The organism is Streptomyces sp. NPDC059010 (assembly GCF_042740355.1).
GTDB lineage: Bacteria > Actinomycetota > Actinomycetes > Streptomycetales > Streptomycetaceae > Streptomyces.
The window spans coordinates 25,375-39,865 of the sequence record NZ_JBHYJA010000041.1; the positions used below are offsets into that span (position 1 = coordinate 25,375).

The 14,491-nt window shown below is 68.4% G+C and carries 17 protein-coding genes; 9 read left to right on the top strand and 8 right to left on the bottom strand.

Going from position 1 to position 14,491, the window contains the following annotated elements; all coding sequences use genetic code 11:
• Nucleotides 1–205: 205 nt before the first annotated feature.
• The 3 genes from ACFWYS_RS34530 to ACFWYS_RS34540 are packed head-to-tail and all read left to right on the top strand — an operon-like array spanning nucleotide 206 to nucleotide 2,107.
• Nucleotides 206–1,057, top strand: coding sequence for an AraC family transcriptional regulator (locus ACFWYS_RS34530; protein ID WP_384777396.1), 852 nt, complete (start codon nucleotides 206–208; stop codon nucleotides 1,055–1,057).
• 10 nt (nucleotides 1,058–1,067) lie between these two features.
• The gene (locus ACFWYS_RS34535; protein WP_384777398.1) at nucleotides 1,068–1,802 is read left to right on the top strand and encodes an AzlC family ABC transporter permease; all 735 of its coding nucleotides are present in this window, start codon (nucleotides 1,068–1,070) and stop codon (nucleotides 1,800–1,802) included.
• Complete coding sequence (locus tag ACFWYS_RS34540; RefSeq protein ID WP_384777401.1) at nucleotides 1,799–2,107, top strand: AzlD domain-containing protein; 309 nt, start codon at nucleotides 1,799–1,801, stop codon at nucleotides 2,105–2,107. Before ACFWYS_RS34535 ends, ACFWYS_RS34540 begins: the two co-directional genes overlap by 4 nt.
• Nucleotides 2,108–2,113: 6 nt before the next feature.
• Here the strand turns inward: ACFWYS_RS34540 and ACFWYS_RS34545 are convergent, their stop codons facing one another.
• Nucleotides 2,114–3,058, bottom strand: coding sequence for a hypothetical protein (locus ACFWYS_RS34545; RefSeq protein ID WP_384777404.1), 945 nt, complete (start codon nucleotides 3,056–3,058; stop codon nucleotides 2,114–2,116).
• Between the two features lie 80 nt (nucleotides 3,059–3,138).
• Here ACFWYS_RS34545 and ACFWYS_RS34550 point away from each other — a divergent pair, with 80 nt between their 5' ends.
• The 4 genes from ACFWYS_RS34550 (at nucleotide 3,139) to recX (ending at nucleotide 7,149) form a co-directional block, all read left to right on the top strand.
• Nucleotides 3,139–3,333: a DUF3046 domain-containing protein gene (locus tag ACFWYS_RS34550; protein WP_384777407.1), complete on the top strand. Its 195-nt coding sequence runs from the start codon at nucleotides 3,139–3,141 to the stop codon at nucleotides 3,331–3,333.
• Nucleotides 3,334–3,393: 60 nt separating this feature from the next.
• Complete coding sequence (locus ACFWYS_RS34555) at nucleotides 3,394–4,668, top strand: AI-2E family transporter (RefSeq protein WP_384777410.1); 1,275 nt, start codon at nucleotides 3,394–3,396, stop codon at nucleotides 4,666–4,668.
• Nucleotides 4,669–4,989: 321 nt separating this feature from the next.
• Nucleotides 4,990–6,117, top strand: a complete 1,128-nt coding sequence (gene recA / locus ACFWYS_RS34560; protein WP_384777413.1) for a recombinase RecA — start codon at nucleotides 4,990–4,992, stop codon at nucleotides 6,115–6,117.
• A 3-nt stretch (nucleotides 6,118–6,120) separates the two neighbouring features.
• Nucleotides 6,121–7,149: a recombination regulator RecX gene (recX, locus tag ACFWYS_RS34565; protein ID WP_384777416.1), complete on the top strand. Its 1,029-nt coding sequence runs from the start codon at nucleotides 6,121–6,123 to the stop codon at nucleotides 7,147–7,149.
• 168 nt (nucleotides 7,150–7,317) lie between these two features.
• Here the strand turns inward: recX and ACFWYS_RS34570 are convergent, their stop codons facing one another.
• The 5 genes from ACFWYS_RS34570 to ACFWYS_RS34590 all read right to left on the bottom strand — a co-directional run bounded on the left by ACFWYS_RS34570 (nucleotide 7,318) and on the right by ACFWYS_RS34590 (nucleotide 11,341).
• Nucleotides 7,318–7,755 carry a rhodanese-like domain-containing protein gene (locus ACFWYS_RS34570; protein ID WP_384777551.1) on the bottom strand — a complete coding sequence of 146 codons (438 nt, stop codon included), beginning with the start codon at nucleotides 7,753–7,755 and terminating at the stop codon, nucleotides 7,318–7,320.
• Between the two features lie 62 nt (nucleotides 7,756–7,817).
• Nucleotides 7,818–8,378, bottom strand: coding sequence for a cysteine dioxygenase (locus ACFWYS_RS34575; RefSeq protein ID WP_384777419.1), 561 nt, complete (start codon nucleotides 8,376–8,378; stop codon nucleotides 7,818–7,820).
• A 106-nt stretch (nucleotides 8,379–8,484) separates the two neighbouring features.
• The gene (locus ACFWYS_RS34580) at nucleotides 8,485–8,571 is read right to left on the bottom strand and encodes a putative leader peptide (protein ID WP_313960178.1); all 87 of its coding nucleotides are present in this window, start codon (nucleotides 8,569–8,571) and stop codon (nucleotides 8,485–8,487) included.
• A gap of 142 nt (nucleotides 8,572–8,713) precedes the next feature.
• Complete coding sequence (locus tag ACFWYS_RS34585) at nucleotides 8,714–10,369, bottom strand: FAD-dependent monooxygenase (RefSeq protein ID WP_384777422.1); 1,656 nt, start codon at nucleotides 10,367–10,369, stop codon at nucleotides 8,714–8,716.
• A 318-nt stretch (nucleotides 10,370–10,687) separates the two neighbouring features.
• Nucleotides 10,688–11,341: a response regulator transcription factor gene (locus ACFWYS_RS34590; protein ID WP_384777424.1), complete on the bottom strand. Its 654-nt coding sequence runs from the start codon at nucleotides 11,339–11,341 to the stop codon at nucleotides 10,688–10,690.
• A 465-nt stretch (nucleotides 11,342–11,806) separates the two neighbouring features.
• On the opposite strand from ACFWYS_RS34590, the gene ACFWYS_RS34595 reads away from it, so the two are divergent.
• Together ACFWYS_RS34595 and ACFWYS_RS34600 are read left to right on the top strand one after the other, a co-directional pair.
• Nucleotides 11,807–12,187: a hypothetical protein gene (locus ACFWYS_RS34595; protein WP_384777427.1), complete on the top strand. Its 381-nt coding sequence runs from the start codon at nucleotides 11,807–11,809 to the stop codon at nucleotides 12,185–12,187.
• A 44-nt stretch (nucleotides 12,188–12,231) separates the two neighbouring features.
• Nucleotides 12,232–12,690, top strand: coding sequence for a hypothetical protein (locus tag ACFWYS_RS34600; RefSeq protein WP_384777430.1), 459 nt, complete (start codon nucleotides 12,232–12,234; stop codon nucleotides 12,688–12,690).
• Between the two features lie 67 nt (nucleotides 12,691–12,757).
• On the opposite strand, the gene ACFWYS_RS34605 is transcribed toward ACFWYS_RS34600, so the two are convergent.
• Nucleotides 12,758–13,693, bottom strand: coding sequence for an amino acid ABC transporter permease (locus ACFWYS_RS34605; protein WP_384777433.1), 936 nt, complete (start codon nucleotides 13,691–13,693; stop codon nucleotides 12,758–12,760).
• Nucleotides 13,690–14,355, bottom strand: coding sequence for an amino acid ABC transporter permease (locus tag ACFWYS_RS34610; RefSeq protein ID WP_384777555.1), 666 nt, complete (start codon nucleotides 14,353–14,355; stop codon nucleotides 13,690–13,692). Before ACFWYS_RS34610 ends, ACFWYS_RS34605 begins: the two co-directional genes overlap by 4 nt.
• Nucleotides 14,356–14,491 lie beyond the last annotated feature (136 nt).

Genomic DNA, 14,491 nt, shown 5'->3' on the forward strand with positions numbered 1-14,491 from the left:
GGTGTCCGTCCTCGGTCGGGCGGTTGCTGTGCCTCAGGAAGTGCTGTTTGTTGACGCCCGCCGCTGCGGGCGGACACCCCCCGGCACGTCCCCTTCCCGCCGTACGCGGCTGCGCGCATTTCCCGGGCGGTCCGCTGCCGTCGTACGTGGCTGGGGGCGTGGGCGTCCAGGGTGCCTGCTTGTCGTCGTCGCTGAGAATGGGGGTATGGCAGGTTCGGGTGAGCGGGCGCGGCATTGGCGGTATGCCGAGTTGCCGGGGGTGGATCTGCTGCGGGCCCGGGACGTCCGGAAGACGTTTGTGCGGCACACCCATGAGAGCTTTGTGATCGCTGCCATCCAGGACGGGGTGGAGGTCTTTCACTGTCGGGGGGCCGATCAGTACGCGGGGGCCGGTGCACTGGCGCTGGTCAACCCGGATACGGCGCACACCGGGCGGGCGGGGGTGCCCGAGGGCTGGCGGTACGGGGCCGTGTATCCGTCGCCGGAGGTGGTGGCCGGGATCGCGGCCGAGACCACCGCGATTCGGGGGACGCCGGGGTTCGTCCGGCCGGTGGTGGATGACCCGTACACCGTGGGGCTGGTGCATCAGGTGCTGCGGGCTGCGGACGAAGGCAACGCGCTGGCCGCCGACACACTGCTGCGGGTCGCCGTGACTCGGTTGCTGCGGTTGAACGGCGGGGCTCTGCCGCAGCGGCAGGTGCGGACGGCGGGGGAGCGGATCGCGGCACGCGCGCGTGAGGTGCTGGAGGGGCGGATGGCCGAGCCGCCGAGTCTGGAGAAGCTGGCTTCCGACCTCGGTACCGGGCCGTTCGCTCTGCTGCGGGCGTTTCGGGATCTGTACGGGATGCCGCCGCACGCCTGGCTGACCGATGCGCGGGTACGCCGGGCCCGGCTGCTGTTGGACGCGGGGCGTACGCCCGCGGAGGCGGCCGTTGCCGTGGGATTCACTGATCAGCCGCATCTGAACCGGCACTTCACACGGATCGTCGGTGTGCCGCCGGGGGCTTATCGGCGCGAGCGCAAGAACGTACAAGACGCGTGGCAGGGGCTGTCCTAGCGTCGCAGGCGTGGCAGAACAGAGAACTCTCACAGATCTCCGGAGCGACGGAGGAGGCAAGCCCGACGCGGCTGTCGTACGGGACGGCCTGGGCGTAGGAGTCGCCGTCGGGCTGTCCGGGTTCGCCTTCGGGGTGACGTCGGCGGGCAGTGGGCTCACGCTCGCGCAGACCTGTGCCCTCAGCCTGCTGGTGTTCACCGGGGCGTCGCAGTTCGCGCTGGTCGGGGCGCTCGCGGCCGGTGGCAGCCCGTTGACCGCGGCCGCCGGGGCCTTCTTTCTGGGAGTGCGCAACGCGTTCTACGGGCTGCGGTTGTCGCAGTTGCTGCGCCTCACGCGCGCGGTGCGGCCGTTCGCCGCGCAGTGGGTGATCGACGAGACGGCGGCTGTCGCGCTGGCGCAGCCGACGCGGCGCAGTGCGCGGCTCGGGTTCCTGGTGACCGGGCTCAGTCTGTATGTGCTGTGGAACCTCACGACATTGCTCGGAGGGATGGGGGCCGAGGCCATCGGCGACACCGATGCCTGGGGGCTCGATGCGGCCGGGCCCGCCGTGTTCCTGGCGTTGCTGGCTCCGATGCTGACGTCCGCGACCGAGCGTGCCGTCGCCGGCCTCGCCGTGGTTCTGGGGCTCGGGTTGTTGCCTGTACTGCCTGCCGGGGTGCCTGTACTGGTGGCCGCCCTCGCGGCGCCGGCCGTGCTGTGGGCCGACGGGCGTCGCAGGGGAGACAGAGGGAAGGAAGAACGGTGAGCACCTGGATCGCGATCGGCGCCACCGCTCTCGGCTGCTACGCCGTCAAGCTGGTCGGGCTGCTCGTGCCCGCCGGTGCTCTTGAGAGGCCCGTCGTGCGGCGGCTTGCCGCGCTGCTGCCCGTCGCGCTCCTTGCCGCGCTCACGGCTCAGCAGACGTTCGGTGACGGGCAGGCGCTGGTGCTGGACGCGAGGGTGGCCGGGGTCGCCGCGGCGGCTGTGGCGCTCGTCCTGCGGGCCCCGTTCCTGCTCGTCGTCACGGCGGCCGTGGTGGTGACGGCGGGAGTGCGGGCCATGGGCGGGTGAGGCTCGTCAGCCGATGTGGCGGCCGTAGGCCCTGAGCGTGCGCAGCGCCTCGATCGTCACCATGGGGCGTGCCTCCAGGGCGGTGCCCGGCGCCCACTGGCGCCAGCGGACCGGCCAGCCGCCGTCCTCCTGCTGCGCGTCGGCCAGGTGGTCCAGGGAGCGGCTCATCTCGTCGTCCGTGAACCACGCGCGCGCGAGGGAGCGCGGTGTCCTCGCGTAGTCGTGCGGGAAGTGGTGCTCGGCGGGCGCGTAGCCGGGGGAGACCGGGTACTCGGTGAGGCTTTCCGGCTCCAGTACCGCCAGGCGCTGTGCGCGCACCAGGCGGCCCAGGCGGTCGGCGGCCGCCTCCGCGCGCGTGCGGTCGGGAGCGGAGTCCAGGAAGGCCACGGCGGCCTCGATCTCGTACGGATGGGACTTCTCCAGGGACTCGACCGCCTGCCAGCAGAAGTCCGTGGCCCGGAACAGCCAGGCGTGCCACACGTCGTTGCGGTGCAGCAGGCCGACCACCGGTCCGGTGGCCAGGAGCGCGCTGGGCGGGTCGTCCACGACCGGGATGAACGGGGCCACGGGGTAGCCGCGCTGGCTGGGGTGGATCGTCGGGAGGGCGCCCTCCGGGGTGGAGACCGAGGTCAGGTAGCGGCACACACGGTCCACGCGCTGTCCGCCGCAGCGCTCGACGGCGTCCAGGATGTGCAGGGCGTGACCGGTGTGCAGCGGCTGGCTGACCGGGCCGCGCAGATCGGGTTCCAGGGCGTGGCCGTAGCCGCCGTCCTCGTTGCGGTAGGCGTCCAGCGCGGTCTCCACCGGGTCGGCTGCGCCGTTCAGGAAGTGGTACGCGAAGAGGCGCTGTTCGAGCACGCGCGCGGTGAGCCAGACGAACTGCTCGGCGCGGAACAGCGGGGGGTGCGCCGAGGGCGTCGGACGCAGTGCAGAAGCTCCTGTTTCGGGCATGCGTCAGACCGTAGGGCGGAAAGCGGTCTCGACAAGCGGACCCGGCGCAGGCCCACTCTCAGGGGCGGGATACTGGACGCATGCGGTTGACGGTCTTCTGGCAGCGGATGGCGGACCACTTCGGTTCCGGGTACGCCGACACCTTCGCGCGCGACCATGTGATGGCGGAGCTGGACGGGCGCACGGTGCACGAGGCGCTGGACGCCGGCTGGGAGGCGAAGGACGTGTGGCGTGTGGTGTGTGCCGTCATGAACATTCCGGGAGAGAAGCGCTGACCGGTCACGAAGATCGCAGGACGGCAGCCGGTTGTCGGTGGCGTGGGCGAGACTTGCTCCGTGGCAAGCACTGACGAGACCGGGCAGCCCGCCCGGCACGGATCCCCGTTCGGCACGACGCCGCCCAACCCGCCGCCGGGCGAGGGCGCCGCCGGGCCGAGCGCCCGCATGCCGCGCTGGCTTCCGCGCGCCATGGTGCTCGCGCTGGCGCTCTTCGGCGCGTTCCAGCTGGGCAGCTGGGCCTTTCACCAGCTCACCGGGCTGCTGATCAACATCCTCATCGCGTTCTTCCTGGCCCTGGCCATCGAGCCCGCGGTGAGCTGGATGGCCTCGCGCGGCATGCGCCGGGGGCTGGCCACGGCCGTTGTCTTCCTCGCCGTGATCATCGTGTCCGCCGGGTTCGTGACGCTGCTGGGCTCCATGCTCGCGGGCCAGATCATCAAGATCGTCGAGGACTTCCCGAACTACCTCGACTCCGTCATCAACTGGATCAACGCGCACTTCCACACCGAGCTACGCCGCGTGGACGTCCAGGAGGGCCTGCTCCGTTCCGACTGGCTGCGCAACTACGTGCAGAACAGCGCCACCGGTGTGCTGGACGTGTCCGCCCAGGTCCTCGGCGGTCTCTTCCAGCTGCTGACGATCACGCTGTTCTCGTTCTACTTCGCCGCGGACGGCCCCCGGCTGCGCCGCGCCCTGTGCTCCGTACTGCCGCCCGCCAGGCAGGCCGAGGTGCTGCGCGCGTGGGAGATCGCCGTCAACAAGACCGGTGGCTATCTGTACTCACGCGGCCTGATGGCGCTGATCTCGGGCATAGCCCACTACATCCTGCTGGAAAGCCTGGATGTGCCGTACGCGCCCGTGCTGGCCGTCTGGGTCGGTCTGGTCTCGCAGTTCATCCCCACCATCGGCACCTATCTCGCGGGCGCCCTGCCCATGCTGATCGCGTTCACGGTCGATCCCTGGTACGCGCTGTGGGTGCTGATCTTCGTCGTGGTCTACCAGCAGTTCGAGAACTATGTCCTCCAGCCCAAGCTGACCTCGAAGACCGTCGACATCCACCCCGCGGTCGCCTTCGGTTCGGTCATCGCGGGCACCGCCCTGCTCGGCGCGGTGGGCGCGCTGATCGCCATCCCGGCGGTCGCCACGCTGCAGGCGTTCCTGGGGGCGTATGTGAAGCGGTACGACGTCACGGACGATCCCCGTGTCCATGGGCACCGGGGACGGGGAGCGGGACGCAGCCTGCTCGCACGCGCGCGTGCGCTGTGGGGGCGACGGCCGGGGGAGCGGGGCTCGACGGACACGGGGAGTTCCGGGGATAGCTCCTCCACCTGAGGCCGCCCTCTGGGGTCGGCTGTGCGGGATGCGCCGCGTTGACGGTTGACGGCGGCGGGTGTGGGCGCCGGGCGGGAATCCGAGGCGTTGTCGGACCGCGAACGTAGTCTCGGAAGTGCCGGGTGGTGCGCTTGACACAAAAATCGAACATCCATTCTCATGGAGGCTCCGGCGAGACGCTCGACGGGCACTTCGCCACGGTTTCGACCGAGAAATGCCCGAGTTATCCACAGGCCGGACGGGCGTCGGGGCGCATTGTCAGTGGCAGGCGTTAGCGTCTTTGACGTGAAGCGATCGACTCAAGCAAACCGGGTGGAACCCATGGCAGGAACCGACCGCGAGAAGGCGCTCGACGCCGCGCTCGCACAGATTGAACGGCAATTCGGCAAGGGCGCGGTCATGCGCATGGGCGAGCGGCCGAATGAGCCCATCGAGGTCATCCCCACCGGGTCGACCGCACTCGACGTAGCCCTCGGCGTCGGCGGTCTGCCGCGCGGCCGTGTGGTGGAGGTCTACGGCCCGGAGTCCTCCGGTAAGACGACCCTGACCCTGCACGCGGTGGCGAACGCGCAGAAGGCCGGCGGCCAGGTCGCCTTCGTGGACGCCGAGCACGCCCTCGACCCCGAGTACGCGAAGAAGCTCGGCGTCGACATCGACAACCTGATCCTCTCCCAGCCGGACAACGGCGAGCAGGCCCTGGAGATCGTGGACATGCTGGTCCGCTCCGGCGCCCTCGACCTCATCGTCATCGACTCCGTCGCCGCGCTCGTCCCGCGCGCGGAGATCGAGGGCGAGATGGGCGACAGCCACGTCGGTCTGCAGGCCCGTCTGATGAGCCAGGCCCTGCGGAAGATCACCAGCGCGCTCAACCAGTCCAAGACCACCGCGATCTTCATCAACCAGCTCCGCGAGAAGATCGGCGTGATGTTCGGCTCCCCGGAGACCACGACCGGTGGCCGGGCGCTGAAGTTCTACGCCTCGGTGCGCATCGACATCCGTCGCATCGAGACCCTGAAGGACGGCACCGACGCGGTCGGTAACCGCACCCGCTGCAAGGTCGTCAAGAACAAGGTCGCGCCGCCCTTCAAGCAGGCCGAGTTCGACATCCTCTACGGCCATGGCATCAGCCGCGAAGGCGGCCTGATCGACATGGGCGTGGAGCACGGCTTCGTCCGCAAGGCCGGCGCCTGGTACACGTACGAGGGCGACCAGCTCGGCCAGGGCAAGGAGAACGCACGCAACTTCCTGAAGGACAACCCCGACCTGGCCAACGAGATCGAGAAGAAGATCAAGGAGAAGCTGGGCGTCGGAGTGCGTCCGGAGGAGCCCGCCGCCGAGCCGGGCGCGGACGCCGCGGTCTCCGCCACCCCGGACGATGCCGCGAAGGCGGTGCCCGCTCCGGCAGCGGCCAAGACCGCCAAGACCAAGGCCGCTGCAGCCAAGAGCTGATCGGTGACACGGCGAACGGACTGGGCCGAGTACGCCGCCTACCCGGACCCTCCGCGCAAGCGGGGGAGAGGCGGCGACACGGGCTCCTCCGGACTGGGCGGCTACGCCCACGGAGGGGACGCGACCGACGCGGCCCACGGCATGGACGGGGGGAACGACGGCACGGCGCCGTACGGCACGAGCGGGGCGTACGACGGGTACGGCGACGGGCCGGGTCCGGCGTATGACGACGGGGCGGGCCTGGTGTACGGCGACGGGTCAGGCCTGACATACGGCGACGGTGCGGGCTTGGCGTACGGCGACGAGCAGCGCCATGGCGCGGTGGACGGCGAGGCGGGGTCGGAAGGCGGCTCGGTGCTCGGTGCCGGTGCGCCCGGCGGTGGCTCGCGTCGCGGTCGTGGCCGTGGTGGAGCTCGGGGATCGGATGGCTCGGGCGGCTCACGCGGGCGTCGTCGGCGCGGACGCACGGAGCCGTCCGGTGAGGACGGAGGCGTCCCTGCCTCGTCGAGGGCCGGGACGGGGGCGCCCCCAGGGGACCCGGTGGAGCAGGCGCGGGCGATCTGTCTGCGTCTGCTCACCGGGACCCCGCGCACGCGGAAGCAACTCGCGGACGCCCTGCGCAAGCGGGAGATCCCGGACGACGCCGCCGAGGAGGTGCTGTCGCGGTTCGAGGAGGTCGGCCTCATCAACGACAGTGCGTTCGCGGACGCCTGGGTGGAGTCCCGGCACCACGGCCGAGGGCTGGCCCGACGTGCGCTCGCCCGGGAACTGCGGACCAAGGGCGTCGACTCCACACTGATCGACGCGGCCGTCGCACAGCTCGACTCCGAGCAGGAAGAGACGACCGCACGCGAACTCGTCGCCCGCAAGCTCCGCTCCACGCGCGGCCTCGACCGCGACAAACGCCTGCGCCGCCTCGCAGGCATGCTCGCCCGCAAGGGCTACCCCGAGGGGATGGCACTGCGGGTGGTCCGACAGGCACTGGAGGAAGAGGGCGAGGACACGGAGTTCCTCGGGGACGAGGGGTTCTGACCGCTGCAGCGGGCCGGGTTCGGCAGCAGCGGGGCTGGTAGCTGAGCGCCGGGCACCGGGCGAGGGTTCGCGAACGCAGGATTCGGCCCCGGACACGGTGGACGCGCGGGGGCGCTCATCGCGTTCGGGGCCGGGTTGGGTTCACGGTGAGAGCACGCGGAGCAGCTGCTAGGACTCCGCCCCCGCGACCGACCCCGCCCCCGAAGTCACCGGAAACCCTTCCGCGCGCCACCCCTGGAACCCTCCGACGAGATCGGTGGCCCGGTGCAGCCCCAGTCGTCGTAGCGACTCGACGGCCAGGCTGGACGCGTAGCCCTCGTTGCAGATCACCACGACTGGCAGGTCGTGGCTCGTGGCCTCGGGGGTGCGATGGCTGCCCTGTGGATCGAGCCGCCACTCCAGTTCGTTGCGCTCGATGACGAGAGCGCCGGGGATCAGGCCGTCCCGCTCGCGCAGGGCCGCGTACCGGATGTCGACCAGCAGAGCCTCGCCGTGCTGAGCGGCCTCGTAAGCCTCCCGAGGCTCGATCCGCTCGTAGCCGGCACGCACGCGCTCCAGCAACTCGTCGATGCCGACCGGCTGTTCACCCGTGTCGCTCCCGCTCACCTGCGACTCACCGCCGGCGGCCCGCTGCTCGCTCACACCGCTCACCACCGATTCACCCCCGCTCACTGCCAGTCCTCCGGCTGCTCCACCTGTTCCAGTCGCAGGATCGGCCCGCTGCGGCTGAAGCGGCGAATCTGTGGGAGGGGCGGGTAGTAGGCGTGGACGGAGATCGCGTGCCGGTCGGTGGATTCGTTGAGGACCTCGTGGACGTGGTGGTGGCCGAAGGAGCGGCCCTTGCCGGCGGGCAGTCGGCGGGACCGGTCCACGTCGTCCGCCAGCTCTAGCGTCTTCCAGCCGTCGGCGGGCAGTCGGACGGCGAGGGAATGCTCCCTGAGCTCACCGTCCGCCGTGACGAAGGCCCCGACCGATTCGGCGTGGTCGTGCCAGCCGGTGCCGGTTCCGGGCGGCCACCCGATCAGCCAGGCCTCGCTGCCGCCGGGGCCTTCGAGACGTACCCAGGTACGGCCCTCGGGGTCGAGCGGAAGCGAGGCGATCAAGTCGGCGTCGGCGGCAGTACGCCGTACGAAGTCGAGAAGGTCCGCCTGTGTAGGTGTGGAAACCGCCGTCGGGGCCAGCTCGGAGACCGGCTGAGAGGCGTCAACGGCGGCAGAAGGTACAGACACGGGCACCGTCCTGAGGAGAGTTCGCACAGAGCCCGCAAGGCCACATGCAACAAGGGACAGGAGTGGCACGCGCGGGAAGAACGCGGAAAGAAATGGGGATGCGAATTCAGCAGGACGGGCGACACACGCAGCCCGCATAGCGGACAAGGTCCATATGGACCCTCCGCCACAGGCGCACACAGGTGTCGGTCATGGTCGGGAGTACACCATGACGGTGCGAACCGGTCAACTCACCGTCACTATGCGGACCGCACAGTGACGGTGAGTGCCATGGCGAGTGCTACTTCGGGGGGCGCCTTCCGTTTCCAGATGAGTACGGCTTCGGTAAGTCGGCGTCAGCGCGACCCGGCCGCCGCGCCGGCCTCCGCCGCCCCGGCCGTGGCTCCGGCCTGTGCCTTGACCGGTCCCCCCAGCACCGCCTCGGCCGCCGTGTACAGATCAGCCGGTCGGACGCCGCTCAACGCCGTCACCAGGTGCCCGTCGGGCCGCACCAGCAGAACCGTGTGTGCGGCCGCCCCCGGGTAACTCTCCGCGACCAGCAACTCGGCGGGATACGGCAACGCCGTCACCGCCGCCGCCAGCCGGGGCATGATCCCGGCGGTCGCCCAGTGCTTGCGATCCCACACGCCCGTGCCCGGCGCAATCAGCAGGACCAGCAGCGCGCCGCGTCCGAGGCGGTCCCGCAGCCGTACGAAGGAGCCGTCCTCCGCCGTGACCCGCACGTCCACGACCTGCGCACCGCGCGGCGTGTCCACGGGGACCTCGCCCTCCAGGCGCTGGGGTGAGAGGGGCGAGTCGGCGTACGTGCCCGGCGCACCGATCGCGCCGTGCCCCAGGTGGCCGTCCATCAGCAGCGCGTCATGGCCCCGACCGGAGCCGGGGACGACCGCGCGCAGCCCTCCGCCGCCGCGCAGCAGCGGCAGCGCCTGGTCGGCGGCGCGCAGCCGGGCGGCGACGACGGCGCGCCGCTCCGCCTGGTAGCTGTCGAGCAGCGCCTCGTGCGGCCCGTGGTGCCAGGCCGGCGCCAGCTTCCAGGCGAGATTGTCGGCGTCCCGCAGCCCCTCGTCGAGGCCGTGTGTGCCGAGCGTGCCGAGACAGTGCGCCGCGTCCCCGGCGAGAAAGACGCGGCCCACCCGCCAGCGACGGGCCAGACGGTGGTGGACCGTGTGGACTCCGGTGTCGAGGAGTTCGTACGACGGTGTCGGCCCGTCGGTCCACCCGGCGAGCGTCTCCCGGACGTGGGCCACCAGCATCTCGGGCGTGACAAGGTCCTTGCTCGGCGGCAGCAGCCAGTCCAGACGCCACACCCCGTCCGGAAGAGGCCGTCCGGTGACCTCCCCGCCCGAAGGTCCGGCCGTCCGCCAGGGCGGCATCCGATGGAGCAACGCCTGACCGTCCCACGGAAGTTCCGTCCGCAGCGCGGCCACGGCGTGTCGCTCCACCGCCGTACGGCCGGGGAAACGGATGTCCTGGAGCTTGCGGACCGTCGAGCGCGGGCCGTCGCAGCCGACCAGGTAACTGCCACGCCACCAGGTGCCCGTGGGGCCGCGGGTGTGGGCGGTGACGCCCGAGCGCTCCTGCTCGACGGCGTCCAGACGGCTGTCCACGGCGACCTTGACCAGCGGTTCGTCCGCGAGGGCCGCGCGCAGGGCGTTGGTCAGGACGTGCTGGGCGATGTGCAGGGGGGCGGGGCTCGTGCCGCTGCCCTCGCCCCCTGCCGCGGTGTCGTCGAACTTGACCTCGCGCATCACCTGCCTGCGCCGCATTGCCCGCCATCCGGCCCAACGGGCTCCGGCCCCGGCGAGCGGCACGCCCGTCAGACGTTCCATCAGGGCGGCGGTGTCCTCGCGCAGGACGACGGTGCGCGCGAGGCGGGGTTCGTCCTTGCCGGTCCCCTCGTCGAGGACGACGGACGGCACCTCCTGGCGGGCCAGAGCCAGGGCGAGCGTAAGCCCGACGGGCCCCGCTCCGACGATGATCACCGGGTCCACGGCGCGGCGCCCCCTGCCCGCAGCGGTGTCCCGAAAGACGCAAGTGAACAGAAAGTTGGAGCAGGGTGCACGATCACAGAACGTATGCAACCTATTGCCGGTGCTTGCGTCAAGTGACGGCGTCGGCGACAACCAGGCTGTTGATCCAATGCTCCTGAGGAGGCCGTACAGCCCTAGTTGGAGCCGCTGACTGTTTGGAGTGCTCAATCTTGCGTGATTGAGCACCCTGCCCTTGCATCGTCGTAGCTGCAGGTGGTGAGGATGACTCGGGCCTGTGACGGGATATCCGGTGCTGTGGACGAGACCGCCGCGTGGGCGCTACCGCGGCTGCAGAGTGAAGTCCTGTTCCTGGACGGCGTTCCGGGCTGTCGAGCCTCGCGCCAGCCACGCAACCTGAGCGGCGCGAACTCGGTTGGCGACGCCCAGCTTGGATCGTATTGCCCTTATGTGATCCTTGACCGTCTCGGGACTGATGAAGAGAAGCGATGCGATTTCACGGTTGGACATGCCGCGGCTGAGGAGCTGTAGAACCTCGTGTTCTCTGCTGCTCAAATTCTGAACTCTTTCTTTGGCGGCCTGTTGCGATGGTGACGGTGCGGCTGCCAAGTATTCTCCGATCATTGATTCGGAGATGTCGGGCGACAAAGCGTGGCAGCCGTTCGAGATCGCCGGAATTGCCCATGAAATATGTTGGGCAAATGTTTCTCTCAGTAGAATTCCGGCGGCGCCCATCGCGAGCATTTGCCGGATTTCGTAGTCCTGTATTTCTCCGGCGATGACCAGCGTTGGGATTGTCGGAGCTGACTTTCTTGCGCGACGCAAGCTGTTGACGGAGTCGAACAGGCGAGCGTGGCTGATGATGACGATCTGAGGTCTAGTTTTTGTGACGATGGCTGGAAATGGCTGGGATTCGAGAATTGTATTGAGATCCTTCAGGAGTGAAGGATCGTCGCATCTAACTTCGATTCGCACATCGCACCCCGTTAAATCTTGCAATTTGCGAGAATTGCTGGGTGACTGCTGGTCAGGCAGTCAATTCTCCATTCTCCCTTTCAGGGGGGCGTGGTGTCAAGATTTCGGCTCTCGAATTTGGGGCATTTGAGGGCTTCTTGAGGTGCGTCGGCGATGCCCGACCGGTACAGAGTCCCATATGTCACGAATGGCAGGTGTGATCATTTTTGGGTGATGGTTGGGGATTCCCTACATCTGGCCTGCGTAGTTGCGCGATTCGCCTGAGGGGGCAGGGCGGTGCACACCCCCCTAGGGGGGATATGGGGCAGGGGGCTGCTCTGCTGTAATGACTGCCCGGTTCGACATCGGAGATGATCCGCATGTGTTCGAACGCGGAAAAGAGACCAGGGATCGTGAACGGGGATGAATTTGCCAGTCTCAGAAAGTCGATCGCTGCGCTCCTTGGGGCGGCGCACTTCAATCGTAATGGCCGGCGCCGTGCTTGCTTCGTCGGCTTTGCTGACTGCCGCACCCCCTGCGGCTGCTGCCGGCTGCACCTCGCCGAAGCTGAAGGTTTGGTACGACTCAGATCAGTTTGGGACGTACTTGAAGGTGTGGTTTGAGAGCAACCCCGGCTGCACGGCCAGAGTGAAATTCTTGAAGGGGCAGATCTGGTGCGGGGATCCCGTCAAGAAGGTCTACAACGAGTACGTCGGCCCTGGGAGGGCGCCCCTCGAAACGGAAATGCATACTCTGCCACCCAAGAATAAGTGCAAGAAGCTTGTTGCCAAGGGGCAGATCGATTATTACGTCGGTGAAGACTTCAGCGACATGTGGACATGGAAGTGGGGCGATTACCCGGCATGACCAGACGACGTGCGGTTGCTGCTTCGTGTGATGCAGCCCCAACCATGACGAAGGAGCTTCAGATGCCCCGAGTGCAGAGTCAGCTGCGTACAAGGCTGGCTGTCATTGGTACTTCCCTGGTGGTCATGACAGGCGCCTTCGCTGTGGCGCCCGCTGCGGCCGACGATGCGGATGCCATTTACCTTGGTACGCGCAAGGGCACCGTCAGTATGGGCGGTCATCTGAAGTGGGAGTACTCGGACAAGCAGTACCGCAGCCTGATGATGAGAAATACGCGGAACCACTACTTCCGTGTAACTTACAAGGGTTGCCAGAGTTGGCGGGTGCGCATTGCCGTGGCCCATCCCCAGGGTGGATACAGCGAGGCTGAGGACACTGTGGAGGGGTGCAACAAGACTGCTGTGGTGACCAATATCGGCAAGCTGAATGCCAACGTCACCCTCGGCATCACTCTTTTGGTGAGTGGAGACACTCAAAGTGTCTCGGTCAAGCCCATCAATTGACCGACTGACGCGGAACTTCGGAGGGCCGTGGCGCTCACGCCACTGCCCTCCGTGTTGCTCATGTCTGTCAGAGGTGGGTCTTGCTACCCGGGAGGCCTCCGCCTTCGCCCCCGGTCCCGAAGGAGCCGCCCACCGCAGCAGGGTTGAGCTCCTCAGTGTCCTCTGCGCTGAGAACTGCGCCCGTGCCCTTCTTGCTGCGCCTGAGCCTGGCTTCAAGCCACCCCGCGAAGGTCGTGAGCGCGAAGTTGAGCACGATGAAAATCACGGCGACGACCGTGAAGCTGGCAATGGTGTTGCCGTAGTAGCCGATCATCGTGTTGGCCGACGCGAGCAGCTCCGGGAAGGTGAGGACCGCGCCACCCAGGGCGGTGTCCTTCACGATCACGACGAGCTGGCTGACGAGGGCCGGCAGCATCGCGGTGACCGACTGCGGCAGCAGGATGATCCGCATCACCTGGCCCTTGCGCATACCGATCGCCACGGCCGCCTCGGACTGGCCCTTGGGCAGGGCCAGGATGCCGGCCCGGACGATCTCCGCGAGGACCGCCGCGTTGTACAGAACCAGGCCGGTGACGACTGCGTACAGCGGGCGATCGTCCGAGCTGACGTTGGTGTAGTTGGCGTACAAGGCTTGCCCGAAGATCATCAGGACCAGCACGGGGATTGCCCGGAAGAACTCCACCACAACCCCGGCCGGGACACGGACCCAGGCATGGTCGGAGAGCCGGGCGATGCCCAGGAAAGCACCGAGTGGCAAGGCGATGACCATAGCCAGTGCGGCGGCCTTGAGTGTGTTCTGCAGGCCCGGCCAGATGTACGTGGACCAGGCTTCGGTGCCTGAGAAGAAGGGCTTCCACAGCGCCCACTCAAGCTGATTCTTGTCATCGAGGCTGGTGTACACCCACCACACCAGCGCCGCGAGGGCGACCATGAAGACGCCGGTGAAGAGCACGTTGCGCCGCTTGGCGCGTGGTCCCTGAGCGTCGTAGAGAACGGAACTCATCGCTTCACCGCCACCTTCTTGCCCACCCAGCCGAGGATCAGACCGGTCGGCAGCGTCAAGATCACGAAGCCCAGGGCGAAGATCGCTGCGATCGGGATGAGCTGAGCCTCCTTCTCGACCATCGTCTTCATCAGGGTCGCCGCCTCGGCGACGCCGATCGCGGCCGCCACTGTGGTGTTCTTGGTGAGGGCGATCAGGACGTTCGTCAGCGGGCCGACGGTCGAACGGAACGCTTGTGGCAGTACGACCAACCGGAGTACCTGAGAAAAGCTGAGCCCGATCGCCCGGGCCGCCTCCGCCTGTCCGACCGGCACCGTGTTGATGCCGGATCGCAGTGCCTCGCACACGAACGCCGACGTGTAGGCCACCAGGCCGAGAACCGCGAGTCGGAAGCTGTACGTAGTGACGATCTCCGAGCCGAGGCTGATTCCCAGGGTGTCGTGCAGGCCCAGCGACGTGAACAGGATGATCACGGTCAGTGGAATGTTCCGCACGATATTCACGTAGACGGTGCCGAAACCGCGCATCAGCGGTACGGGGCCGACCCGCATGGCGGCCAGCAGAGTGCCCCAGACCAGGGAACCGACGGCGGAGAGCAGAGTCAGCTGCACCGTCGTCCAGAAGGCCCCCAGTACGTCGTAACCTTCAAGAAAATCGAACACGATCTCCCGCGCTTCCGCGTGTAGGGATGTCACGGTGGGGCCGCGCGGGGGGCGGGGCCCCAGTGTCGCGGGTGGTACGCTGGTTAAGGGGGCGCACAGAGGGGCGGGGGCGGTGGTTTTATAAGCCCCGGCCGCG

Excerpts from the sequence above, each read along its gene's own strand:
- ACFWYS_RS34605 (WP_384777433.1), bottom strand. The coding sequence starts at position 13,693 with ATGAGTTCCGTTCTCTACGACGCTCAGGGACCACGCGCCAAGCGGCGC.
- ACFWYS_RS34550 (WP_384777407.1), top strand. The coding sequence starts at position 3,139 with ATGCGGTTGACGGTCTTCTGGCAGCGGATGGCGGACCACTTCGGTTCC.
- ACFWYS_RS34545 (WP_384777404.1), bottom strand. The coding sequence starts at position 3,058 with ATGCCCGAAACAGGAGCTTCTGCACTGCGTCCGACGCCCTCGGCGCAC.
- ACFWYS_RS34600 (WP_384777430.1), top strand. The coding sequence starts at position 12,232 with ATGACGAAGGAGCTTCAGATGCCCCGAGTGCAGAGTCAGCTGCGTACA.
- recA (WP_384777413.1), top strand. The coding sequence starts at position 4,990 with ATGGCAGGAACCGACCGCGAGAAGGCGCTCGACGCCGCGCTCGCACAG.
- ACFWYS_RS34530 (WP_384777396.1), top strand. The coding sequence starts at position 206 with ATGGCAGGTTCGGGTGAGCGGGCGCGGCATTGGCGGTATGCCGAGTTG.
- ACFWYS_RS34595 (WP_384777427.1), top strand. The coding sequence starts at position 11,807 with ATGGCCGGCGCCGTGCTTGCTTCGTCGGCTTTGCTGACTGCCGCACCC.
- ACFWYS_RS34580 (WP_313960178.1), bottom strand. The coding sequence starts at position 8,571 with ATGACCGACACCTGTGTGCGCCTGTGGCGGAGGGTCCATATGGACCTT.